The 22,855-nt window shown below is 50.4% G+C and carries 23 protein-coding genes and 1 riboswitch; of the genes, 7 read left to right on the top strand and 16 right to left on the bottom strand.

From position 1 onward, the window contains the following. Nucleotides 1–50: 50 nt before the first annotated feature. Entirely contained in the window at nucleotides 51–926 is an 876-nt protein-coding gene (locus tag ABV300_RS07615; RefSeq protein WP_353715382.1) for a hypothetical protein, read from the bottom strand. A gap of 255 nt (nucleotides 927–1,181) precedes the next feature. On the opposite strand from ABV300_RS07615, the gene ABV300_RS07610 reads away from it, so the two are divergent. After that, a complete protein-coding gene (locus tag ABV300_RS07610; RefSeq protein ID WP_353714267.1) occupies nucleotides 1,182–1,394 on the top strand; it encodes a hypothetical protein in 213 nt (70 codons plus the stop codon). Nucleotides 1,395–1,538: 144 nt separating this feature from the next. Here ABV300_RS07610 and ABV300_RS07605 read toward each other — a convergent pair whose 3' ends face one another. The 3 genes from ABV300_RS07605 to ABV300_RS07595 form a co-directional block, all read right to left on the bottom strand. Beyond that, entirely contained in the window at nucleotides 1,539–1,733 is a 195-nt protein-coding gene (locus tag ABV300_RS07605) for a hypothetical protein (RefSeq protein ID WP_353714266.1), read from the bottom strand. Between the two features lie 244 nt (nucleotides 1,734–1,977). Beyond that, nucleotides 1,978–2,292, bottom strand: a complete 315-nt coding sequence (locus tag ABV300_RS07600) for an RNA-binding protein (protein ID WP_353714265.1) — start codon at nucleotides 2,290–2,292, stop codon at nucleotides 1,978–1,980. 93 nt (nucleotides 2,293–2,385) lie between these two features. Then, a complete protein-coding gene (locus ABV300_RS07595) occupies nucleotides 2,386–2,694 on the bottom strand; it encodes a CxxC-x17-CxxC domain-containing protein (RefSeq protein WP_353714264.1) in 309 nt (102 codons plus the stop codon). 446 nt (nucleotides 2,695–3,140) lie between these two features. Here ABV300_RS07595 and ABV300_RS07590 point away from each other — a divergent pair, with 446 nt between their 5' ends. Next, nucleotides 3,141–3,329 (top strand): CsbD family protein, encoded by a 189-nt coding sequence (locus ABV300_RS07590; RefSeq protein ID WP_058440050.1) that lies wholly within the window; start codon nucleotides 3,141–3,143, stop codon nucleotides 3,327–3,329. Nucleotides 3,330–3,562: 233 nt separating this feature from the next. Here the strand turns inward: ABV300_RS07590 and ABV300_RS07585 are convergent, their stop codons facing one another. Next, nucleotides 3,563–5,119 (bottom strand): reductive dehalogenase, encoded by a 1,557-nt coding sequence (locus ABV300_RS07585; RefSeq protein WP_353714263.1) that lies wholly within the window; start codon nucleotides 5,117–5,119, stop codon nucleotides 3,563–3,565. Between the two features lie 441 nt (nucleotides 5,120–5,560). After that, the gene (locus ABV300_RS07580; protein ID WP_353714262.1) at nucleotides 5,561–7,066 is read right to left on the bottom strand and encodes a reductive dehalogenase; all 1,506 of its coding nucleotides are present in this window, start codon (nucleotides 7,064–7,066) and stop codon (nucleotides 5,561–5,563) included. Nucleotides 7,067–7,599: 533 nt separating this feature from the next. Here ABV300_RS07580 and ABV300_RS07575 point away from each other — a divergent pair. Both ABV300_RS07575 and ABV300_RS07570 read left to right on the top strand, forming a co-directional pair. Continuing rightward, complete coding sequence (locus tag ABV300_RS07575; protein WP_353714227.1) at nucleotides 7,600–9,081, top strand: reductive dehalogenase; 1,482 nt, start codon at nucleotides 7,600–7,602, stop codon at nucleotides 9,079–9,081. A gap of 189 nt (nucleotides 9,082–9,270) precedes the next feature. Further along, nucleotides 9,271–10,218 (top strand): SDR family oxidoreductase, encoded by a 948-nt coding sequence (locus ABV300_RS07570; RefSeq protein ID WP_353714226.1) that lies wholly within the window; start codon nucleotides 9,271–9,273, stop codon nucleotides 10,216–10,218. 147 nt (nucleotides 10,219–10,365) lie between these two features. On the opposite strand, the gene ABV300_RS07565 is transcribed toward ABV300_RS07570, so the two are convergent. From ABV300_RS07565 to ABV300_RS07540, 6 genes are read right to left on the bottom strand one after another with little or no spacing between them, the layout of a single operon-like run. Then, complete coding sequence (locus ABV300_RS07565; protein ID WP_353714225.1) at nucleotides 10,366–12,144, bottom strand: adenosylcobalamin-dependent ribonucleoside-diphosphate reductase; 1,779 nt, start codon at nucleotides 12,142–12,144, stop codon at nucleotides 10,366–10,368. 2 nt (nucleotides 12,145–12,146) lie between these two features. Continuing rightward, the gene (locus ABV300_RS07560) at nucleotides 12,147–12,917 is read right to left on the bottom strand and encodes a carbon-nitrogen hydrolase family protein (protein ID WP_353714224.1); all 771 of its coding nucleotides are present in this window, start codon (nucleotides 12,915–12,917) and stop codon (nucleotides 12,147–12,149) included. Continuing rightward, a complete protein-coding gene (locus tag ABV300_RS07555) occupies nucleotides 12,917–13,438 on the bottom strand; it encodes a cob(I)yrinic acid a,c-diamide adenosyltransferase (RefSeq protein WP_353714261.1) in 522 nt (173 codons plus the stop codon). Before ABV300_RS07555 ends, ABV300_RS07560 begins: the two co-directional genes overlap by 1 nt. A 1-nt stretch (nucleotide 13,439) precedes the next feature. Then, nucleotides 13,440–14,372 (bottom strand): adenosylcobinamide-phosphate synthase CbiB, encoded by a 933-nt coding sequence (gene cbiB / locus ABV300_RS07550; protein ID WP_353714260.1) that lies wholly within the window; start codon nucleotides 14,370–14,372, stop codon nucleotides 13,440–13,442. Between the two features lies 1 nt (nucleotide 14,373). Next, nucleotides 14,374–15,135: an adenosylcobinamide amidohydrolase gene (locus ABV300_RS07545; protein WP_353714259.1), complete on the bottom strand. Its 762-nt coding sequence runs from the start codon at nucleotides 15,133–15,135 to the stop codon at nucleotides 14,374–14,376. A gap of 10 nt (nucleotides 15,136–15,145) precedes the next feature. Further along, nucleotides 15,146–15,934: a radical SAM protein gene (locus tag ABV300_RS07540; RefSeq protein ID WP_353714258.1), complete on the bottom strand. Its 789-nt coding sequence runs from the start codon at nucleotides 15,932–15,934 to the stop codon at nucleotides 15,146–15,148. Between the two features lie 71 nt (nucleotides 15,935–16,005). Beyond that, nucleotides 16,006–16,136: riboswitch (cobalamin riboswitch) on the bottom strand. A 217-nt stretch (nucleotides 16,137–16,353) separates the two neighbouring features. Between ABV300_RS07540 and ABV300_RS07535 the strand changes: the two genes are divergently transcribed. The 3 genes from ABV300_RS07535 to ABV300_RS07525 all read left to right on the top strand — a co-directional run bounded on the left by ABV300_RS07535 (nucleotide 16,354) and on the right by ABV300_RS07525 (nucleotide 18,705). After that, nucleotides 16,354–16,752, top strand: coding sequence for a zinc ribbon domain-containing protein (locus ABV300_RS07535; RefSeq protein WP_353714257.1), 399 nt, complete (start codon nucleotides 16,354–16,356; stop codon nucleotides 16,750–16,752). A gap of 93 nt (nucleotides 16,753–16,845) precedes the next feature. Further along, nucleotides 16,846–18,417: a 4Fe-4S double cluster binding domain-containing protein gene (locus ABV300_RS07530; RefSeq protein WP_353714256.1), complete on the top strand. Its 1,572-nt coding sequence runs from the start codon at nucleotides 16,846–16,848 to the stop codon at nucleotides 18,415–18,417. Further along, nucleotides 18,418–18,705 (top strand): hypothetical protein, encoded by a 288-nt coding sequence (locus ABV300_RS07525; protein WP_353714255.1) that lies wholly within the window; start codon nucleotides 18,418–18,420, stop codon nucleotides 18,703–18,705. A 69-nt stretch (nucleotides 18,706–18,774) separates the two neighbouring features. Here the strand turns inward: ABV300_RS07525 and ABV300_RS07520 are convergent, their stop codons facing one another. The 4 genes from ABV300_RS07520 to ABV300_RS07505 all read right to left on the bottom strand — a co-directional run bounded on the left by ABV300_RS07520 (nucleotide 18,775) and on the right by ABV300_RS07505 (nucleotide 22,854). Then, on the bottom strand, nucleotides 18,775–20,166 hold the full coding sequence (locus ABV300_RS07520) for a reductive dehalogenase (protein WP_353715381.1): 1,392 nt from the start codon (nucleotides 20,164–20,166) through the stop codon (nucleotides 18,775–18,777). A 170-nt stretch (nucleotides 20,167–20,336) separates the two neighbouring features. Then, on the bottom strand, nucleotides 20,337–21,824 hold the full coding sequence (locus tag ABV300_RS07515; RefSeq protein ID WP_353714254.1) for a radical SAM protein: 1,488 nt from the start codon (nucleotides 21,822–21,824) through the stop codon (nucleotides 20,337–20,339). Then, complete coding sequence (locus ABV300_RS07510; RefSeq protein ID WP_353714253.1) at nucleotides 21,821–22,690, bottom strand: radical SAM protein; 870 nt, start codon at nucleotides 22,688–22,690, stop codon at nucleotides 21,821–21,823. The genes ABV300_RS07515 and ABV300_RS07510 overlap by 4 nt, the downstream gene beginning before the upstream one ends. Beyond that, on the bottom strand, nucleotides 22,687–22,854 hold the full coding sequence (locus tag ABV300_RS07505) for a hypothetical protein (RefSeq protein ID WP_353714252.1): 168 nt from the start codon (nucleotides 22,852–22,854) through the stop codon (nucleotides 22,687–22,689). Before ABV300_RS07505 ends, ABV300_RS07510 begins: the two co-directional genes overlap by 4 nt. Between the last annotated feature and the right edge of the window lies 1 nt (nucleotide 22,855).

Below are 22,855 nucleotides of genomic sequence, written 5' to 3'. Positions count from 1 at the left end.
GAGCCTTCAATTAATCTGACCCGGAGGCGCATCAGCCCGCTCGATCAAAACTATGTAGACTGCCCATTTTGCGGCGCAGTCGGAGGCATCCGCCTGTCACCACTCCAACTGATCCAAATATAGTAGAGGATCCCGCTGATCAGGCCAAGAGTGCTGGGCAAAGAAGCCGCAGGGCCGAACAGGTTAAGGGCAATTATTCCAGCGCCAGACCAATTTTTCATCGTACCCAGCAACTGATAGCTGGCTATCTGTGAAGCGGATAGCCTGGTCCGGCTGAGGATTGTTTTCACCAGGGTCCCGTACCCAAAAGTCGCTATAAGAGTAATGCTGAAGATTACCATGACAAAGTCAGGTCGTGAAAACATCACATCATGATTTAACCCGATAATACTGAAGGTAGTCAGAAAGAAGCACCAGTTTATGATCGTGCCGAAATGTTTTTCTGTTCGAGGAACGACCCCCGAAGACCTGACGATTCGAGATAGAACAAAGGGAACCGCAATCAACACGAACAAGGTCCGGAACATCACCCCGAGCTCAATGTCCGTTTGAAAAAACAGACTGGCGGCTAACGGCATAAGCGCAAACGTTAACAGATAACCGCTGAGGGTGCCCAGAATGGAAAGATTGACATTGGCCTTCAGAACGTAGCTGAACGGTATCACGGCGACGGCCGGGGGCGCGGCGGCTACAACGACGAAGCCATAGATGATATTCGGATCATCAAGCAGAAGGTTGGCCAAGCTTATAAAAACAAATCCCGCCGCCAGGAAACTCACCAGGAAAGTTCCGCCAAGAGGGAGAAGCGGGTTGGAGCTTCTGAATACGGCTTTGAAATCTATACGGCTGAGCGAAAGAGTGATTGCCAGGATAATGGCGAAATCAACCAGATATCTGGTGTATTCTGCGGCCGGCCAGAGTATCAAGCCGAGAACGACTGCCAGGAAAAGAATGGAATTTCGGTTTTGAAGAAAACCTTTTACGAAGGCTCTCAATCGTTCTCCACGATATTAAAGCGACCCGCAGGCGGCTTGCCTCTGCGGCGGCGTATCTGTAAAAATATCTGCGAATTCTACTGGTTTAGGTGACAGTCATCAAGCGGCGACGCTCGACTAATGGGTTAATTTAAGCGGCTCAGCGCGTCAGAATCAACCAGAAACGGAGCATACGGGAGGGAATCTGTGTCATGCTACTTTCGGCACCTGCAGGCGGTTTTCAAGGATGCCAACATCACCGTCAGCCCTGCTAACAAGAAAATAATAGACCAAACCATACACGAAATCCTTGGTACTTCCTATAAGGATTGCCCTTCCACCTGGAAAGCTTTGAAGCCGATACTGGCGAACGACGTCAGAAAGGCTGAGTTAATTGAGAAGCTCAAGTCTATAGCCTAATAGAGCAGCAAACCTCCGGGAAAACCAAGGCATCGAAAAGAACCCGGTTAACACTCGGGGCTCAGCGACCGACAGGACTGTTAAGTTCTTTTTTGGATTCTTGCGAATCCTTGGGGATAAGGATTGGGCTAAAAGCCAGACTATTCAGCAGACGTCGACGTGGCGTTCTGTTTCCAACAGTTCACAGGCCAGCAAGGTTTCGGCTTCTTTTTTTATCGAGTCTATTTCGGTTTCGGAACAGTGATGCTCGGCCTTAACCGTCTTCAAAATCTCGTCCAGGTGACTGCTTGAATCTTCCTCAAACAGTTCCACTACCTCTTCAACGATACCGTGATCCACTTGTGTCTCCTTGTTGATAATGCTTAATTTTTATCTTACATAAAATTATATCACGAAACGGCGGCACGTCAACGTACCAAAGGCTTAATCAGCATTGTACTTTATGCGTATTTACTTGCGAGCCGCCTCCGGTCGACCGCCGGAGGGGAGAGTCTGCTTGTGTTAAAATCGCGGCACCCGGAAAGGTTAAGTTCGTTCGAGTGCCGGCTGCTTGCCGGCGGCGCAGCGGGTACAACTAATCAGATCAGCGAATAAAGCGGTGAGATCTTATGCCCTGAGTCCGGGTTCTTCGACCATCATGCGCTTCAGGTGAAATGGGCATGGCTTGAATTACGTTCATTATCCTGCCCTGCAGGCTTTTACCGTTCATGACTGATACAGCCAACTCTGCTTCGTTTTTCGAAGGCATTTCGACATAACAATAAGCCCGCGGTTGGCCGCTGCCAAAATGAGTATCATTCATCATGGTCACCGCAGTGACAGTGCCGAAGGCAATGAACTCCTCCCGCAATTCAGCCTCGGTAACAGATAATGCGAGGTTGCCTACATAGATATTCATGGTTCTCCCGCGTCTCCTGACTGTTTTGAACGCCAGGGTAGAAAGTAGACAGGCTGGGAATTACCCAGCCTGTCTACGGTTATCGGCACTAGATTACCGGTTCGCGCTTACTTTTCGATAGCAGTCGCTACAATAAACGGGTTTACCGTTACGGGGTTCAAAAGGAACCTGTGTAGCTTTGCCGCAATCGGAACACGTCGCCGGAAACATCTGGCGGGTGTTGTAGCTGCTGGTGTAGTTCGAAACCCCGGTGCGTTCAGTCTTACGGGCTGACCGACAGGCAGGGCAACGCTTGGGAACGTTGGAAAAACCCTTAGTCTGGAAGAACTCCTGATCTTCAATGGTAAAGATAAAACTAGAACCACAATCGCAGCAAGAGATTGTTTTTGCTTCAAAAGCCATTTGGATGACCTCCTCTCTTCGTTATTTGTTAGAGCTGGTCACCCAAATGTTGAGAATCGGAGAGCGATTCAGATCAGTGAAATAACCGCGGCTTTAACCATTTTCACTATACACCCAATGGGATTGAATAGCAAATGGACGCGATGGAAAATAGTAAGTTCCAAATTGGCTGAGGCCGGCAGGCATGGTATCAGTCTTCTTTGTATCGAAACCCGGATGATCGTAAGCTTTGAAAAGCACGATTACAAATAATGAGACTTATAGTCGAAACGGTAATTACCGTTAAGGATAGGCAACCTTTAAGAAATTACCACACTGGTTTTGACTTGAAATAGTAGCCTGGGAGGTCAGGAAAGGTGTTTGCGGCATTAGAGTCCGGGTAATATCCACTTGCCTTAAGTCTAATTCCGCAGTATAAAGAACGTATACGGGTAAGGAGGAAAATGATGGAAAAGAATGAAATTAAGGGAAAGGCCAAGCAGGTGAAGGGGAAGGTAGAGGAGACTGCGGGCAAAGTAACCGGTAAAAAATCTCTCGAAGTCAAAGGAAAAGCTGATCAGGTTGTCGGGAAAGTTCAAGAAACCGCTGGCAAAGTCCAGGGCACGGTAAAAAAGACGGTTAAGAAGTTAAAATAGCATTCCTTGCTGGCTCGGACCCCGTCTTCTATGCGGTCCAGCGTCAAGAGGAATATAAGATCCATGTGATCAAAAAGCGAGCCCCTGGGATCCCCCAAGGGCTCGGCTGTGTTTCTGGTGGAGACGGGGGAGAGTCGAACTCTCTCTGAAACAATGGATGTCCTGGAGTGGGTCACTAGGGAAATGACCGAGGGGCTGATGAAGCCCCTCGGTCATTGAACAGCGAATTCGCGCTATAAAGTAGAATCGGTTCCAAACCTATACAGCGGTACTTTACCTTCCCAGAAGGCGTTTAGTTGCTCCGGAGTCCGTCTAATCCTTCCCTCTTTTCCATAGAATGTATCGTCAAGGCTCCTGAACAACGGATTAAGTAGGCTGGTTGTGCTTGCAGCAGCTTTAACCAGCATATGAACACCGGACTTGGAACCACCGGAGAATGGACACGAGACACAGCAGCCAAAGCTGCCACATTGATCATAGATTCCAGGGTAGCAATCAGGTACCGAATACCACCAGTGCTTGTAAAAGGCTGTTTCGTTGATGCCAGCCTGTTGTCGGAAGACGTTCGGTGTTTTTGCTTCAAACGCTGTTCTGCCTGTCCACCGATGAGATGGTGCTACACCTTCCCAAGTTGGTTCTTTAATTAGGGCTCCGGAAGGGCCTTCGCCATTTCGACTTAAAGCGCCACCAGGACAATTTTCGGCACATTTTAGGCACGTGTAGCAGAACCGATGGATTCCAGCATCAATTGGTTTAGTTGGTGCAAGGGGCAAGTCAGTGATAATACTTGAGCATTGTCCTTGAACTGCTCCAAACCTTGGGGAGATTGCAAGGTTATTGCGCCCTAGCTCAGAGGATCCACCCAAAATAGCCATGCCGATGTTTTCGGACATGTTATTTGTATAGTTCATCGGACCAATAGCCTGGTAGCCTAGGGATTTGATGAATCGTTGGATGCAAGGTTGGGCATGTTGACCTGTTTGGTATCTCATCCCGCCTTCTTCCCCAAACCTGCCTAACCACTCCTCACTTTCATCGAAAGAATACTGAATTACCCATTTTGCTTTATTCGGGATAACCCTCTTACCGTCTTTGGCTGGCCGACCATTAACATCGGCTTCGCCGGTTTCATAAGCTAGATCGACATCTTCGAAAACGTAAGGCTTTCCATCGCGGAATTCGTAGCTGAAGATCATGTTTTTGCTTGTATTGGAGTCCAATTCGATTATTGCGACGTCGGAAGCGCCATACATTGTTGCCGCGACCTTGAGCATCATCGAAGCTTCTTCAGGTGTACCGGTCCAATTTGGAACGCCGCGTTCTGCAGGAGTGGTTACTTTTGTGCCAAGAAAATAGTCCGCATTACTGACTGTTGCCTTCCACCGGCCGGCAGATAGTGCGTAATTTCGGATGTCATACCACGGATCACCTGATTTGAGACCTGTAAGTTTGCGATCATCCCGTTCTTTAATGAGTCTTGCCGCGGTGCCTGCACCATCCCGCAAATCCACCCAGGCATCAAGTTCCTTCGATCCCTGCCAGGAGCACTGGAGTATGTGACGCGAGTCCCAACGAGTAATCTTACTCCAGTCAATTTCAACTGAAGTGACGTCATAATCCGTTTCTTTTACCCACCAAGGCCAAGGGTGAACCGCAGGAATGCTTGAAGTGGCCTCATCAAGATCATGGAAAGCAGGGGACACTGCCGCAGCGGCTCCCAAGCCTGCCCCGATTAAGCTGAGACTCTTCATGAAATCTCTTCGAGATACTGTCGAGTGGAATCCCTTCATCTAATTCCTCCTATACCTCAAATTTTTTGACCCTGAAAACACGAAGGGCAGCGAGCCTTAACTTGGGCTCGCTGCCCTACACACTTCTTCCATGCGGCTCCTTTCGTCAAAGGAGGAGCTGTTCAGGCCTTCAACGTATTAATGCTTTTCTTGAGGAAATGATACTCCTTAATTAAGCCTTGTCATCGTACCAAAGGATTAGTCACCATTGGACTTTATGCGTATTTTTGCCAAAGAACAGCCCATTGAAAAAGTACCTGTGGGGCTGGTGAAGCCCCTCAGGTACTAGAGAGTCGTTTCAGGTTCGTCCTCATCGGAGAGTCGGACTCTCTCTGAAACAATGGTGGACATACGTGATTGGCTCTTTAAGACACCCAAGGGGCTGATGAAGCCCCTCGGGTGTTGTTAGGTTGATGAGTAGCCTAGTTGAATGGTTTTATCTTAGTGGCCTCCATCTCTTGCAGCAACCGTAGTGCTGAACCCGTAAGCTGGCAATGATTGGTTCCACCAATCTTCCCGGTCTTCTTCAGGCTTGAGGCCGTATCCAAAAGTGTTATCAGCCCGCCAAAATAGACCGTTGAAAACTGAAGTGGTCGATAAAGTTGCTTTGACGAACTGATGGACTATTGCTCCTGCATTTACATTAAATGTGCAATGAGCCTGGCACATCTTGCAACCAGAACCAGTACCGATTTGGCCTTTACCAAAAAGGTTGCATGTCACGTTGTCCTTCCAGAAGATCTTTTTGCCGGGATTATGGAATTCCGGATCCGGCATGTTCGGATCCAGCGGGGGGTGAACCGGACTAATGCTGGACTTGGTAGGTTGCCAGGATGGCTCTTTTTCGGAGGGAAGTGAATCAGCTGGGCAGATTTGAACACATTTTTGACAATCATGGCAGAAGCGGAATATTCCGGCATCGACTGGTTTAGTAGGAACCAAGGGTAAGTCGGTTATCAAGTCGAAATACCCGTGACAGCTTCCGTACTCCGGGCTGATATGGACCTCGCTATTTCGACTACATTCCGCAAGACCAGTTAATACCGCCCCAGCACCGGCTGGAATAGTTGGATAAGCTTCATCAAGGGCTTGGTAGCCTATCGCTCGAAGGAACTCTTGAATACAGGTAATGGTCTGAGAGCGTAGGCGATAGCGGCTTTGATTACCCGCCGCTGATACTAGGCCCGGCGCGGTGCGCCACGCATCTTTGGACATCGGTATTGTGAAAGTAACTGCCCAGAGCGGTTTGCTAGGTATCACATACTTTTCATCAGTTTTGTAGCCCTCTTGAATATCCTCGAAGACTATTCTTTTATTGACTGTATCAGGTGGGGGCCACTTCGTAAGATAGCTAGCACTGACGCTCTGCGGGTGAGTACAGACCAATTTCTTATGATGTTCATCCAACTCATTAATACCGACATCAGTTGCGCCAAGGAAAACTAAGGCGGCACGAAAGATTCTGGTATTTTCTTCTGGAGTTCCAGTCCACTTTGGCACTCCGCGTTGCTCTGGTGTTTTGACTTTCTTTATTCCATCCCAACTCATTGTGGCATAGGCGCTTGCGGCTGATTCATACAGAGCCCAATCACGCAGTTGATAACCCGGATCATTTGCAAGAATTGCTTCCTGTCGTCCTTGAGCACCTTCTGCGACAATGCTTGCTAGTTTCTCAGCACCTACATACCTTGCTAATACTGCATCAGAATGGGTAGTGAAGCGAGCATCATATCTTTTCATGATATCCCAGTCGATTTCTGCAGTAGGCTCATCGACTTGCTTCACCCACCATGCACGTTTCGCAGAAACCGACTCATTAGACGATGCCATATCATCCAGATCATTGAATGTGGGTGGCATTAAAGCCGCACCACCAACGCCCGCGCTTGTAATGCCTAGACCCTTCATGAAATCCCTACGACTTACTACACTGTGGAACTTAGACATATAAATCCTCCTTTTCCCAAGAAATCCGCGCGGCTCTCCGGTCTCTCCCGGATGCCAGTAACATTTGAATTCCTCCGGTCTTGGAATTACGAGTTAACCACATTTAACGCAAAACTTTATTAACACAACACTTATACAACGAAAAGAAATACATTACATCGGACTAAAGGATTAGTCACCATTGGACCTTTTACGTATTTTTCTGGTTAAAACCGGCTGTTTTAGGTGATTGAAGCGAGGAAAATCGTTCTAGCATGTGTATATAGTCCCCTTACTTGTGCTTAAGGATCATTAATTGCTGAGGCTAAATAGACATTAATAGAAATTAATCCGTATAAAGGACGATGGAGACTAATACTAAAGTACATTGATTTTTGAGGTATTGGGAGTAATATCTAACGAACGGATAAAGGATGATGGAATAGGGATGCGTATTCGAGACTCTCCTGAAAATTGAAACACGAGCTAAAGCTAACGAGAAGGAGGAATAGACAATGTCCAGGTTTCATAGCGTTGTAAGTAGAAGAGAGTTCATGAAAGCCATTGGGCTCTTAGGTGCTGGCATCGGTGGCGCTTCTTTGGTTACACCAGTATTCCATGATATGGACGAGTTAATTGGATCTTCTGACGCAAGCTGGAAACGGCCATGGTATGTCAAAGAGAGGGAGTTTGATCATCCCACGATCGAGATTGACTGGGACATGATGAAGCGTCATGACGGCCGTCTTCAGGGTCAAGCAGGTTACACAAAGGCTCAATACTATGGGAAAGACCGAGTGGTTAATGCCAATGCGGTGGGAGCTCCCTTACAAAAAGCTCGCCAAGATGCCAACCAATCTGGTTATCGTTTGCGAGATGATGCATTGTACGCCGGCGCGACGACGACGAATACAATCCAACGGAAGCCTGGTGATTTCGGTTGGGCTGGTGAATTCAATTTGGCTCCGACGAAAACCCCTGAACAACTTGGTGTCCCCAAATGGACCGGAACACCGGAGGAAGCTTCAAAGATGCTCAGGGCTGCAATGAGGGTGTATGGCGCCTCTTTAGTAGGATATGGTGAGTTCACAAGCGAAATCAGAAACAAGGCTGTGTTTTCCTACGAGAAAGGCGGAGCTAACAGCAACAGCTACATTGACAAATGGCCGCCTCCCGAAAGTGTTGCTCGTCCAATCGTGTACGAGAATGTTGACACAGGTTATGAGACTTCTACAAAGCTAGTCATCCCCAATAAAGAAATGTGGGAAGTGAGTGTTTCGACCCAAGGGTCGAATGAATTATTCCGCCGCTCCCCGGCTTGGGGCGGTTTTGCGAATCGCAATACTTTTATGAATGTCGGCAATATCAACGCTTGTACTCAAAACTTTCTGCGCATGATAGGCTATCAGAAGATCGGAGTAGTTGGTAACGCAACACCCAATCAAGACGCGACCCATTTCTTCGCTGGTGGGGCTGGTGCGATATTGAACGGACTTGGGGAGGCAAGTCGCCAACAACTCTATACAATTTCCCCTGAATATGGTGCTCCTGGCCGTTTATATGATTTTGTAACTGATCTGCCGCTGGCGCCAAACAAACCAATAGACGCAGGTATTTTCCGCTTCTGCCATACCTGCCAGAAATGTGCAAATAACTGCCCTGCTGAAGTGATATCTTTCGAAAAAGAGCCTTCTTGGGAACGTCCAACTGTTAATGGGAAAGCGGCGATTTGGACCGTGCAAGGGACCAAGGCCTTTATCATGAACGGTCCTGGTTGCAGTCTCTGGGCTTCTGAAAGTGGAAGCAGTTGCAACATATGCTGGGGTGAATGCACTTTTACGGTAAATCATGGCGCTATGATTCACGACGTAGTGAAAAGTACCATAGCTACCACTCCCCTTTTTAACGGTTTTCTATTCAGTATGGCTGAGACTTTCGAGTATGGACAGAAAGATCCTGAGTCATGGTGGGATCTCGAGTTGCCATTCTATGGACAGGACTCTAATGTCCTTTCCCGCCACGGGGCATATCGGTAGGATATATGCAAAAGGAACAGTGGTTGAAATCAATTTCAGCCACTGTTCCTGTCCCTCTTTTTTCAATCACCTGGTCTCAGCCGGCGAAAACACCCGAGGGACATTCAAAGTCCCTCGGGTGTTATTAAGCCATCTCAGTTCGTCCTCCTCAAAGAGTCCGTCTCTCTCTGAAACAATGGATATCTTGGAATGGATCTCTCGGGAAATGAACGAGGGGCTGAAAAAGCCCCTCGTTCATTTCGGTCTGACATGGGATCTTATACAAAAACAGAGCTTGTGATAGAGTTAACTCCGAATATCACTAGATTAGAGGACTCAATCATAATGACACTCAAAGACAAAACAGTAGTCGTCACCGGATCCAGCCGGGGTATTGGACGTGCAATTGCGGAAGCTTGTGCGGCTGCCGGAGCTAACGTAGTTCTATGTTCAAGAGATTTCACCCTTCTTTCGAAGACGGTCGAAGAGCTATACCAAAGCGGCTTTTCCGTTCGGGCTTTCCAAGCAGATGTCACAAACGAGGCTGAAATTTTAGGGCTGTTCGAGAGTAGCAAATTAGCCTTCGGGAAAATCGACGTGTGGATAAATAATGCAGGGATATCTGGCGGCTATCGAACTCTTCAGTCTATGACCACCGACGAGATAAGAGAAGTCATTGATACCAACTTGATGGGTTCTTTCTATGCCTGCAGGCTATTAATCCCATACTTCATATCAAGTGGGGGAGGAACGATCATTAACATAGGTGGGCGTGGGGGACGTGGGAATCCCAGTCCTTTCCAATCCCCATACGGTGCGAGTAAAGCTGCGATTACAAGTCTTACGAAGAGCCTGGCTGCTGAGAACAAGGATAAGCCGATATCAATAAACTGCCTATTTCCAGGCATGGTTGAGACGGACATCTACAAGGATGTAAAGACCTGTCCCGAAACTGATTCCAAAATGGGACTAATGTCGGTGCTGTTGAAAGCTTTTGCTACCCCTATAGAACGGGTACAAAAAGTGGCATTAGAAATGTGTAGCGTGAAGCCGGGTAGGATTACGGGGAAATGTTATTCAGCCGAGCGACCTGAGCGCTTTTTTCGAGCTTTAATGGCATTACCTGATTTCATAAAGTACTCAAGAAGAAAACCTTAGTCATCCTTGTCGGGTCGGACTCTCTCTGGAACGCGACTCTTAGTTGATTGGTTAACACAAGGTATCTTAAAAGCGCGGCTTTGATCTTTGAGACTTAAACCAATCAACTTCGCTCCTAACGTTTGGGTTGGGCATAAACTCTCCCGTTTACCTACAATTCATATATTCCCGGACCAGACTAATGCCGATATCGCCAGTGCAGAAGGGCTGAGATGACCGGCTCTGGTCACGGTAGGCTGTAATACCCTTGAGCCCAATATCATATGCTTGCATGAAGATAATACCAAGTTCTTCTCTATCAGCATTATGAGGCAAGTTGACTGTTTTAGAGACGGCAGCATCAGTAAACTCCTGGAAAGCCGCCTGCATTTTGATATGCCACTCGGGGCTGACCCGGTGAGCCGTGACGAAGATGCGTTTCAATTCCTCAGGTACATCCGGTTGCTGTTGCAGGTGGTTACACCTGACAAGGCGCTCGATGAGGTCTGAAGTAAAGACCCCAGCCTGGCGCGCCGCCTTTTCGAAATGGGGATTGATATCCAGCATCTGGTGTTCACCTTTGAAAGCGTTCCTGATAAAGACAGTAGCGAAAACCGGTTCGATGCTCGAAGTGCAACCAGCTATCAGCGATATGGTGCCAGTTGGTGCAATGGTAGTACGCGAGGCGTTACGGATTGGTTTCCCGCCACCATGGAAAGCCGGGTATGGCCCCCGCTTCTGGCCAAGCTCGATAGAGGCATCAAGCGCCTGCCGCTGGATGAAGCTCATCACCTCTCTTGCTATATCGAGCGCCTGTTCGGAGTTGTAGGCGATCTCCAATTGGAACAGCATATCGGCAAAGCCCATCACCCCGAGGCCGATCTTCCGGGTCCGTTTGGTAGCGAGCATGCTCTCATTCGTCGGATAGCCTGTTAAATCAATGAGATTATCCAGAAACCTCACCGCTGTGCCGACGACACTGGCCAGCAGTTTGAAGTCGATATATGTTTGATCCCCATCAGATTTCACGATTCGGGAAAGGTTGACGGAGCCGAGGTGGGCAAATTCGTTGGGTAGTAGCGGCTGTTCACCACAGCCGCTGACATGATGAAGAGTCCCTAGTTGTGGGGTGGGGTTGTCACGGTTGATCCGGTCGAGGAAGATAAAGCCCGGCTCACCATTACGCCAGGCCTGGTCGACGATCTGGTCGAACACCTCTCTAGCATTCAGCCACCTGCTAACGCTCTGGGTACGGGGATGGATCAAGGGATAATCCAATCCTTGCTTCACTCTTTGCATGAAATCATCAGTGATGGCAATGCAGGTATAGAAGTTGCTTAAGGATGACTGGTCAGCTTTGGCCCTGATGAATTCAATAATATCCGGGTGGTCGATGCCCAACGAGACGGCATTGCAGCCGCGGCGGATACCGCCCTGGCGGATATTCTGGGTCACCCTGGAAAATACCTCGATCAAGGCTACTGGTCCGATGGCGGCATCAGGCCGACTGCCTGCCCGGTCACCTCTGGGTCGGATGCTCGAGAAGTCGAAACCGATCCCGCTACCACGCTGGTGGATAATGGCGGCATTTTTTACGGCATCGAAAATGGAATCCAGCGAGTCTTCGACCGGCAGCACCATCGAGCCAGCCATTTGCCCTCGACCGGTACCGGCGTTTAAAAGGGCAGGCGAATTGGGCAGGAAGAGCAGTCCCGCCATGATTTCGTAGAATTCAGATGCAACAGTCTCAATATCTGCCTGAGGGTCGTAGTGTTGTTCGACAGAAGCTGCTGCCCGGGCTACCTGCCAAAACATCTCGTCTGGTGTTTCAATAATTTCACCATTTTCATCCCGGCGCAGGTAGCGCTTTTCCAAGACCAGTTTAGCATTGGGTGTTAGAGCCGGTTTGTCTAAATAGATGGGCATTGATCTGGTATCGATGACCATGGTCAGATCTCCCTTCCATCAACGGGTATGACGGTAAACTCGGCTGATACAGGCGACATCCTTTCGAAATCCCAGTCGAAGACCAGCAACGCCGGCTTGCCGGAGTATCTGAGCACCGGCTGGCCTTTCGCCAGGACCATGCTTTCAGCCTGAGTCCAGTCGACATTACGTTCCTGGCCTGTTCTGTTGCAGACCCATACCGGTAGTCCGGTAGATAGCGACAGGGTTTTCCAGTTTTCCAGCGGCGGGTATTTCTGACCCCAGGCAGCACTGACGACCAGTAGCTCAGCAGCCTTTTTTTGGAGTTCAAGTCCGTGGTGAGTGTCCCAGGTATCAGCACAGATCAGCATCCCGATTCTTGCACCGTCGATAGCGAAGGGTTTCAGGCTATCACCGGGAGAGGACCAGGCTTCTTCGGCGCCCGGATGGACCTCTATCTTGCGGTGACGGCCAGCGATTCTGCCTTTATCGATCGCGAATAAAGTGTTGTGGAACTTGCCGGTTTTCTTGTCCCGCTCAGGGTGAGATAAGAAGATGGTTAGATCAAGCCTGCGGCTTTCGAGCTTGATTTTGTTCATCCATTCATCAGGCTGGGGTTTGATCCAGTTGGTGCCGATGATATCGGTGAAGTAATACCCTGAGATACCGAGCTCGGGAGTAAGTATCCAGCGCGTCCCCAGTACGGCACTTGCTGAGATCAGCCGCTCATACAAGTGGCGGTTGGCCTCGATCTGGCCTGGTTTCGGCTCGATATGGAAAAAGGCGACTTTCACTAGTAATCGATTCCTTCCCGCGCAGGCGCGCCACGGTCGAAGGGGTGCTTCGTGCTCACCAGTTCGGTGGCATAATCAGCCTTGTCAATAATTAGCTGAGAGGCATAACGGCCAGTCAGGATCAGTTCAACGCCTGGCGGTTTACTATCGATTAATTTCAGGACATCAGCCGTTTCAATGAGGTTCCAGGCAGCCGCCGTATTGATTTCGTCAAGCACCACCAGATCATACCGGCCGCCAGTTATAGCGTCGACAGAAGCTTTCAAGGCTTCTCTGCCCAGTTTCAGGTCTTCATCCCTGATATCTGACGGCCCGTAGAAATCCGGCCGGCCGAAGACTTTGAAATCAACACCTAATGTTTGGAACGAGGAATATTCACCCCCTGGATGTATGCCCTTCATAAAGAAGAGAACGAATACTTTCAACCCATAACCGGCTGCACGTATTGCCGTGCCAAGGGCGGCCGATGTTTTGCCGCGGCCTTCGCCGGTGAATACCTGGACCATGCCCTTAGTTATCATTTCATCCTCGCAATGCGGCAGCTACTGCCAGCGCCATCAGACAGACGCCGATCCAAGTGAACATGCTTAAACGGTATAGGCTGACAGCTTCGGTGATCTTGTCGATTGGTGGCTCAACGAATGAACTACCTAGCTCGTAATGCCCGGTTTTATATAATTTGACCCCCAGAGCTCCAGCAGCCGCAGCCATCGGCCAGCCGCCATTGGGTCCTGGCGTCAGGCCGTGATCGGTTATCATTGTCCGCCAGGCTCTAGCGACATCCCACTGTTTGAAAGCGGCGGAGGATATGAGCAACAAGGCAGTAATCCTGGCCGGGATGAAACTGGCAGCGTCATCAAGCCTCGCGGCAAACTTGCCCAAATATTCGAACTTGCCACGGTAACCGATCATATTATCCAGGGTGTTTAGAACACGATAGGCGACCGCCCCTGGAACGCCCAGGAACAGGTAATAGAAAAGCGGTCCAGTCACAAAATCCGACGCGTTCTCGGCGATGGAGCGAATACTTGCTGACGTGACCTCACCCCGGGTAACAGACTGATTAAAGCTTACCGTTTCGAAAAGGCTTTTCATTCCGGAAGGCACCGGCGCTTTAGATTCAATCACCGCCCGGGTAATCTGAGCTACCCGCCACTGCTGGGACAGGCAGAAGGCAGGTTTCAGGATGACTGCCCCACCAATAATGAAAAGCCAGTAATCGATTCCTTTCAAAAAGTCGAGGATAAGCCAGGCTGAGGCTGAGAACAGGGTGATAAGCGAGAGGCTCAAGATCGTCCCGTAGACAAATTGGAGATTACGTCGCAGCCTCAATCCGGGTTTAATAAGCATCCCAGCCAGCCGTCCGGCCCAGACCGTTGGGTGGACTGCCACCGGGTACTCGCCGATGGTGAGATCGATCGCCAGCGCCAGCAGCAGGATCAGGATAAGGTCCACTTCAGAAACCCCTGGAGTTCCGTATCGCCTGTATAGTTGATTTTGTAACCGCCTGAGCCATCATCTCCCCCAGCTTGGTGTGACCGCCGACGTAGGTGTACTTGTAGTCGAGACCCGATACCACGATTATCTGGTCGGTGCCTGTACCGGTGGCCAGCAGCGACGGGGCGTAGGCGCTGCGGATGTCGAGTTCCTGAAGGGCGATATTTTTGGCTTCGGTAATGGTGATGAATGACGAGGCCAGCGCCGGAGCTTCGAGGATGGCGTTGGTGAGAATGATGTTGTTGATGGTGCCGATTTTCTCAAACTTGCCGTTGCGCTCAATGCCTGATGCTTTGTCGACGCCCACCCGCATGGCATTGGTCTTGACACCCGCGGTAGTCACTGCCATGACCCAAAACTCATCGTACACTTCTTCGGCCACGGCCACTCGCTCCTGCCTGATGCCGGTAGACAAGAACACGATGTCTTCGATCGACCGATTAGCTTCAGTCAGGACTTCAGCCATGATCTGACCGTAAGTCTCCTGCCAGCAGCGGGATTCATCATGCATAAAATCCCAGAGTTCCTTCGGTACGTGGCAGTTGCAGATGACGTCGGTCTCCTTGTAACCATGCCTAGTGGTCAGCATCGGTCGCTTTTCTGGCAGAGTGATGACCAGGGTGTCGGTGGGTACGCCGACGGCGTTGTGATAGACGACGTCGATACTTATTCCGTGACAATCACAGATTGATTTCCGCTCTAGCTTTAAGCGCTCTGGCATTTATGACCTCTTAGTAGAGCCTGACGACTTCATACATCAGGTCTTTCTTTTCGAGTTTGGCTGCGGTCTGCTGGGTGCAGGTGACATTTACAAGATGCTTTTTGGCTGCAGCCTTAGCCTTCGCCATCTCTTCTGGTGTTGCCCGCCGCCAGGAGTTGTCAGCCCCAGATTCGAAATAGGCGTCTATCCGGTAAGGGATATTGGGATCAACAGCAGCGATAAATGCGGCTATCTTTTCGGTCTCTTCAAGGTCAATAAGTCCAGGGATAAAGACGCTTTCTGCTCGAAGTTTTTTCCCCAGGCGAAACACTTCGACAAAGTGGCGAAGGACACGCTCATTGGAATGCAAGGTGTAGTCGCGATAAAGCTTCGGTGTCACCGCCTTGAGGCTCATTACCACCTCGTCGGTATGGGAAAGGTCAGGGAGTTTCACGCCGTTGGTATTAAGCGTGATGTAGCAGTCGAATTCAGCCTTCAGCGCCTCGGTGATGGCGCCGTAAGCCGGGTCGATAGAGGCTTCTTGCCCTTCGAAAAGGGCCTCTTTGACCGGGACCTTCCTGAGCGTGGTCATGAGCTCTTCGAGGTCAAGATACTGCGACGGGTCTTTGGGCTTTGGTAATCTTGGGTCGCGCAGGACTACGTCGAGGTTTTCCTCAAGAGCCATGCAGTTGATTTCTTTGTGGCATAGGCAGCCGCGGCACTTGAGGTTGCAGCCCCAATGAAAGAGGTAGGCTTTCTCAATGGCAGGGGCGTAGGCGATGTGATAGACGGTTGTTTGGTTCGGTATAAGGTACTGCAAAATCGCTTCCCCTCAATCAGGAAGGGACAGCGATTAATATGATTAGGCTATCCCTTTCCAATATCCACTGGAGGTAGGCAACGGGGCCTGGCGCTTTGCTGGCTCGTGGGATTCCCCACACACAGTAGGCGGTACTGCGCCGGAATCTGACCGGCTTTCTCTCCTTTTGGTCTTTTTAAGGACTGTGCCCCGGTATTCAATTGTTAAGTGGTTCGAATACTAGCACAAGCGGTTAACAAATACAACCATCAATTACCAGAAAGCAACCTTCAAGTAATATGAGAATGGGACATAATAGACTATATCAGATGTATTAATCCCAGTATGTCCATAAATACGCCATTATACGTATTGACTTTCAATAAACGCATGGTACAATTTAGGTAACAATTATTAACAATCATTGAGGGAGTTGTGCCTTGCCTATTTATGAATTCTTTTGCCCGAACTGCAATCATACATTTGAGCGCCTGAGCCCGTTGACTGGCCAGCCAAACGTCTCATGTGAACGATGCGGTCTAGATGGTCAAAGGGTAATGTCCCGTTTTTCGTTCCGCCATGCCACAACCCATTACCAGCACATGCAGGAACGGCAGGAAGAAGCCAGGTATAAAACCGATAAGCGTATGGATGAGGACCCGCTGCTGGATCCTACGAATTGGTTGAATAAAGTTAAACAGGAAAGAGCGGCGGAAAAGGCGTTTGCCAAGGAAGTACAGAGCAAATTTGGTAAAGAACCAGACGCACCTATGAGGTATATGGGAGAACTGGAAATGTCCCGGCAGATAAGTGGAGAGGGCGCAGCACTAGAATCATAGGGAACGCCTCGGTTGAAGGAGGTGCTGATTTAGAATAAGTGTTGAAATACAGTCCGATGGAATCTCTGTGGGATCTGAAAGGAGAACAATACATTGGCTCAATTCCATAACTCAATAAGTCGACGCGATTTTATGAAGTCTGTGATGTTCGGTGTCGGCGGCACTGCCGCCGCAGCGGGAGTAGCGTATGCCTGGGGTATGCAAGATGGTACGAGCCCCTTGAGTTTTCCGGGGCATCAAAATCGGCGCGGCTTTGAATACGAAGTATTCGATCGTACACCTTTCGAAGTAGATGAAGTACCGGAGACAAGCTGGAAAGTCACCGCGCAGAATACGACCTATATGCGACCAAATCAGGTTGTTAACGGGATTCATCGCCCTGACCTGAGGTGGATCTATAACTCCAGATTCAAGAACCGCCACGACCCAGATGTAAATAAATTCGATTTTGCTATCCCATACAGCGCTTGGCCATCGAATGGAGTCCAATCTCTTGCGCCATTCTGGCGTGAATACTACGAAATGTATCCAGATATGCTCGAGCGTGACAAGAAATATATATATGACTGGCTCCCCGGTTTTCGAGAGCGTTACTTCAAGACTACCGAGATGCGGGATAATTTTAACGCTCAAGAGGGGTATATTGCTAACAAGATTGTTTCCGGGGATTCGGCTCTTGCGCCTTCCTCCATAACCACGAAACCAGAGACTTTTGACTGGCAGGGTGTCAGCACAACTCGAGCTGTTTTCGAATCACCTGAGAAGGCGGCCGAAAATATCAAATGGGCTGCCTACCATTTCGGGGCTCAATATGTTGGGATCATACCGGTTCATCCAGAATTCGTGTGGTATAACCATCAATCGGCCACGCGTGGATTCGCAGTTGGCGAGGAGATTAAGATTCAGCCGTGGTGGAACTACGGCATCTTCGTCAATGCTCCGATGGAATGGGATTCGATGATGGCTGATCCAAACTACGGCCAGTCCAACCAAGGTTACAACATAGTATCAACTATCGCCCAGCAAATCGTGGGTTACCTGAAAGCCCTGGGGTATCCAGCTCGATGGAACTCACCCAACGGTGGATATGATCTAACTATACCTCCACATGGTGCGCTAGCTGGATACGGTAGCATTGGTAGAACCTCGAACTGTATGTCTCCGGATGTGGGAGGCAATTGCCGCCCTGCGGTGGTCTTCACCTCTCTTCCGATGGCAACAGACAAGCCGATAGATTTCAATCTATATGCTTTCTGCAAACGTTGTATGATCTGTGCTGAAAATTGTCCGACCCAAGCGATCTCCTATTCGCCGGAACCAGATAGAGTTGAATATGGAATGAAGAGATATGCAACGGACTTTGCAGTTTGTAATGATGGTTGGGCTTATGGCGCTGGGCCAACCGGTTGTCGTGCTTGTGTAGCAGCATGTCCATGGACCCGTCGAAACACATGGTCACATCGAATGATGCGCAACATCCTTGCGCGAGACTCTACCGGTTTGGTTTCCAATGTCGCTCTTTGGGCAGAACGCAATATGTATCCAAAGAACATGCTCGACGACCTCAATCCGCCTCTGTTCAAAGGCGTTTTCGATCCGCCCGAATACCTGAAGACCGCGAACTTTATCTCCGGATTTACACCAACGCCGATGGGGGTAAAATAAATGATTACATTCCTGTTTTCTATCGTGGCTGGTGGTTTGATGGGCATCGCTCTATACTCGCTAGCTAACGTATCAAGGGCAACCGGAAGGCCATTTGCATGGTGGCACTGGCTTATGGCTGTCGCCAGTGGCTTACTCTGGGTTACCGCATTTGCCTGGTTGGGTTCACAGATCGGTGAGGGAGCCGAGCGCGGCGGATGGATTGGCTTCGCCTTCGTCGTGTTCTTCGCGCTTCTTTTTGCCGGGCTGACCTGGCGATTGTTACCGACCAAACCTGCTGCTAGTTAACCAAGACCGCTAAAAAGGACGAGGGGCTGATGAAGCCCCTCGGTCTCATTTTCAGAGCAAACTAGTACCTTACCACCATTTGTAGGTTCCCGCATTCAGGATCGTATCACTCTTGTAACTATCAAGTTCCCTGTCCCACCACTTCGCCAGTTCATTATCGCTGCGTGGCTCAGCGTAGGCAAATTGCTTCTCCATGGTGGAATAGAAACTATCAAGAGGTCCGAATTTACCGGCAGTGTACCTTACGACCTGGTGAATCAACGATTCACTGGGTGTATTGAACGGGCAACAGGCTTGACAGTTGCAGCATGGTCCTGGGCTGCCCCAATCGCGGCACTTCTGCCAGTCGAGGTACCAATGTTTCACACCAGGATTGTTGGTTGTGCAGGCTGTCTCCCAGTATGGTTCCTTTTCCAATGAAACCGCCTCTGACGGACATGATTTAGCGCAAGTCATACAGTTTTGGCAAAACTTCACAATGCCGAAATCGACCGGTTTGGTAGGAGCTAATGGCAGATCAGTCACCCAGCAGTAGGTCATTCGGATGAGCATCCCGCGGTTGGGCGAGACAATATTTCCTACTCGACCTTGTTCTCCAATGCCTGCTAGGACACCCATGGCGACGTTGGCTCTCACTGGTGGTCGATAAGTCTGATAACCCAGGTTCCTGATAAAGTACGAAGAGATGAAGTAAAAAGGTGCAGAAGTAGCGTAGCCCTGTGCATGCGGGTTTAAAGCCGGTTTTGACCAACCATAACCGCCCCGCTGAGTCTCGTCCTTATGCAGGCTATGGATTGTCTGGACGAAATTCTGTTGTGCAGAAAAGACCAGCATCCATTTGCAGGAGTTGGGGATGTGGTAGACGTTCTTGTCAAGAAAACCCTTAGGAATATCTTCGAAAACGGTCGTGCCAGCATCAAATAATCTTTGCTTGAGGCGATCGGTTAGTTCAATCGCCCCGACCTGGTTGCAACCTGCCAGGTGCATTGCTGACCGCACTGTTTTCAGATTGTTTTCAGGCGTATCCTGCCAGACAGTGGTACCTCGTGCTTCAGGTGTCTGCACGTTATTGGCCGGGACCCCATCCCAGGGGCAGTCGGTTCCATACATGTTCCGGAGACCGGAAGTGAGGGCGATATCTTTGAGGCTAAATCCAGGGCTCTTATTCTTCAACCCTTCAAGATTCCTGGCGTCATATGAAGCAAGATTCTGTTTCCGTATGTCAGTATCGGGTGCCATGGGATTGGTTTTGGCATCATATGGTTTCCAAACATTCCAATCGATTTCGCTGGTGGGATTTTCCAATTCCCGTTCCTTAACAAACCAGCCGTGAGTCGGGAGCTTCGTTGCCGCTTCGGATGTCATTTCATCGAGGTCTTTAAAAGCAGGGGCGATTAAAGTGGCGGCACCGACGCCAGCACCTGTAACGCCTAGAGCTTTCATGAATTGCCGCCTGGACATTGTGGAATGAAAAGTGGTCACTTAGGCCTCCTACTAAGATTATTTTGTTGATTAAGCCTACTAAGAATGTAACAAAATGTCATCGTACCAAAGGATTAGTCATCATTGGACTTTATGCGTATTTCTTTCTCTCAGCGATCATCTCCAGTTGCCAACGGTATGGCATTTTATTAAATCACCTTCGGTTTGGGCGCGATGCCGAGCGGCAGACCGGAATCCTGACTGCTCGATGAGAAGCCGGATAGTGTCCGCTGCACGGTTTTGTAGAACTTGTTCACCTGGCCGTGGAACTTGATCAGTTCCCCGACCTCCCGCAGGAATTTGAGTGGGTTCTTGAAAAGGGTCAGGAAATATTCGGGGTTGTGCTTCAGGGTGAACCTGATGCGCTGGGCGGCGTAGTTGGCGCGCCAGTTGGCCGCGGCCTCGGTCATCATTTCGGTGGGCACGTGGCTCAGGTTGATTTTATTAGCATACTCGATGAGGAATTCCGGCCAGTCGTCGAGGCGGGCCGGCGGCGTCACCATGCCTTGTGCCACGCAGTAATCGTAGAGGGCGCTGCCGGGGAAGGGGACGAAGCGGTTGTACATGTAGTAAGGATTGTCCAGCCGTTTCAGCATTTCATGAGTGGCGTTGAAGTCCTCAACGGTTTCGGTGGGGTAGCCGTAGATGATGTAGACCGAGGTGCGGATCTTGTGCTTGACCAGCGACCAGAAAGTCCGCTCCATCTCCGGTACGGTAATATCCTTCTGCATGAAGTCCAGGCCGCGCTGGCTGCCTGACTCCAGCCCCAGGCCGACGGCAACGCAGCCGGCTTTGGCCATCAGAGTGACATCGGCATCTGAGAGGTCGGCTCTGGAGTCGCAGTTCCAGGAGATCTTAATCTTACGCTCGATGAGGAGGTTGCAGAACTCGCGTAATCTCTTGCGGTTGAAGGTGAAGTTGTCCTCGTCGAAGCGGATATATTTGGCCTCGTAGTGCTGGCGCAGGAATTCGATCTGGGAGATGATCCGTTCAGCGGAGAGGTAGCCGATGTAACCCTTGTTGTAGGCCTTGTTGTAGCAGAAGGCGCAGCGGTGGACACAGCCGCGGGAGGTGTTGATGCCGATCATGGAGTATTTCTTCACCGGCACCAGGTGCCAAGCCGGGTCCGGTAGCGCTTCCAAATCCTTAATGAACGGGCGGGGATCGTTGAGGACCATCTGGCCGTCGATCTTGAAGCCGAGGCCTTTGATGTCGTTGAGTTTCCGGTCGCCCTTTTCCAGGTAATCGATCAGTTCGGCCAAAGTGTATTCGCCGGCGCCGATGACGACGTAGTCGATATACGGCTCGGACAGGGTCTGTTTCGGCAGGACGCTGGTATGGACGTTGCCCCAGACGATTGGCACCGCCGGGAACAAAGCCCGAAACTGCTTAGACTGGAGAATCGCCCCTTCCAGGTTGGGGCCGGTGATGACCGAAAAGCCGATTAGCTGCGGATTGAAATCCAGGAAATCTTCCGGCTTGCGTTCGTCAACGAAGCCGTCATAGACCTTGACCTCGTGACCCAATTGCTCAAGGTAAGAAGCGAGGTAGAGCAAGCCTTTGGGCAGGTTGGTATAAGCCTTGGCGTAATAGGCGGAATAGTTGGGATTGGGTGATGTCACCAGCAGGACTCTCATTGAGCGGATACCTCCTCGGGTTCTAGTATTTGATGCAAGATCCGGCCCGGACGGCGATTTAAGCCCTCGGCGGCAGCCAGATATCTGGCTGAATCGGGGTCGGTGCCGGAGCAGGCCTCGGCCGGGAAGACGTTGAAGATAGGGTATTTGAGGGCTTCATCGCCGCGGAAGTGAAAAACGCGGCGGAGATGTTTCTTGACCAAGCCAGCGGCCTCGTCCATTTCTGCGGCGGAAGCCCGGCGCCACGGGTTGTTACCGACCGGGAAGTAGGGCAGGAGGATGAAAGGGATGGTTGAATCACGGGAGGCGACGAATTCGGCGACACGCTCGGCCTCGGCGGCGTCGATATAGCCCGGGATGAGCACCGTATCCACGACTATTTTTTTGCCCATGGCAATCAAGCGGTCGAAGTTCTCGAGAACGGGGCGGTTGGAAACCCCAGTGTAGTCCAGGTGCAGCCGGTCATCCAGCGCCTTAAGGCCGACCTCAACGGTATCGGTGAAGGTGAGGTCGGGCAGCATCGCGGCGTTGGTGACCAAGGTCACCGTGGCGCCGTAGCGGCGGTGCAGGATTTCGGTAAACGCCGGGTACGCCGGGTCCAGGCCGGCTTCCTGGCCTTCGATAACCACCGAGTGGAAATCGAGCTTATCCAGGATAGCCTCGACTCCGGCCAGCGTCAGGAAATTTTCCGGCGGGCGGGCAAGGACTTCGGGTTTGCGCTTGAGCATGGCGCCGAAGTCCAGCATTGGGCTGTAGATTTGGGTAGAGCAGTAACAGCCGCGGCACTGGAAATTGCAGCCCCAGAAATGGACGCAGACATCCTTCTGCTCCGGCGTATAGGTGATATGGTAGATGCAGGTCTTCATGACCGGCGTCCGAAACTGCCTTCCAGGTAGGGTTCAATGGGTGGGCAGGCATCAGGCCAGGGCGGCACGGCGCGGTTATAGACGGCAACCTGGCGTTCCAGCACCAGGTATAATGCCGAGCCGATAATCGAGGCGATGCATAGTATCCAGAGCAGAATCATCATC

Origin of the sequence: Dehalogenimonas sp. 4OHTPN, assembly GCF_040448695.1 — a bacterium.
Taxonomy (GTDB): Bacteria; Chloroflexota; Dehalococcoidia; order Dehalococcoidales; family Dehalococcoidaceae; genus Dehalogenimonas.
This window is presented reverse-complemented; position numbering and strand designations above follow the sequence as displayed.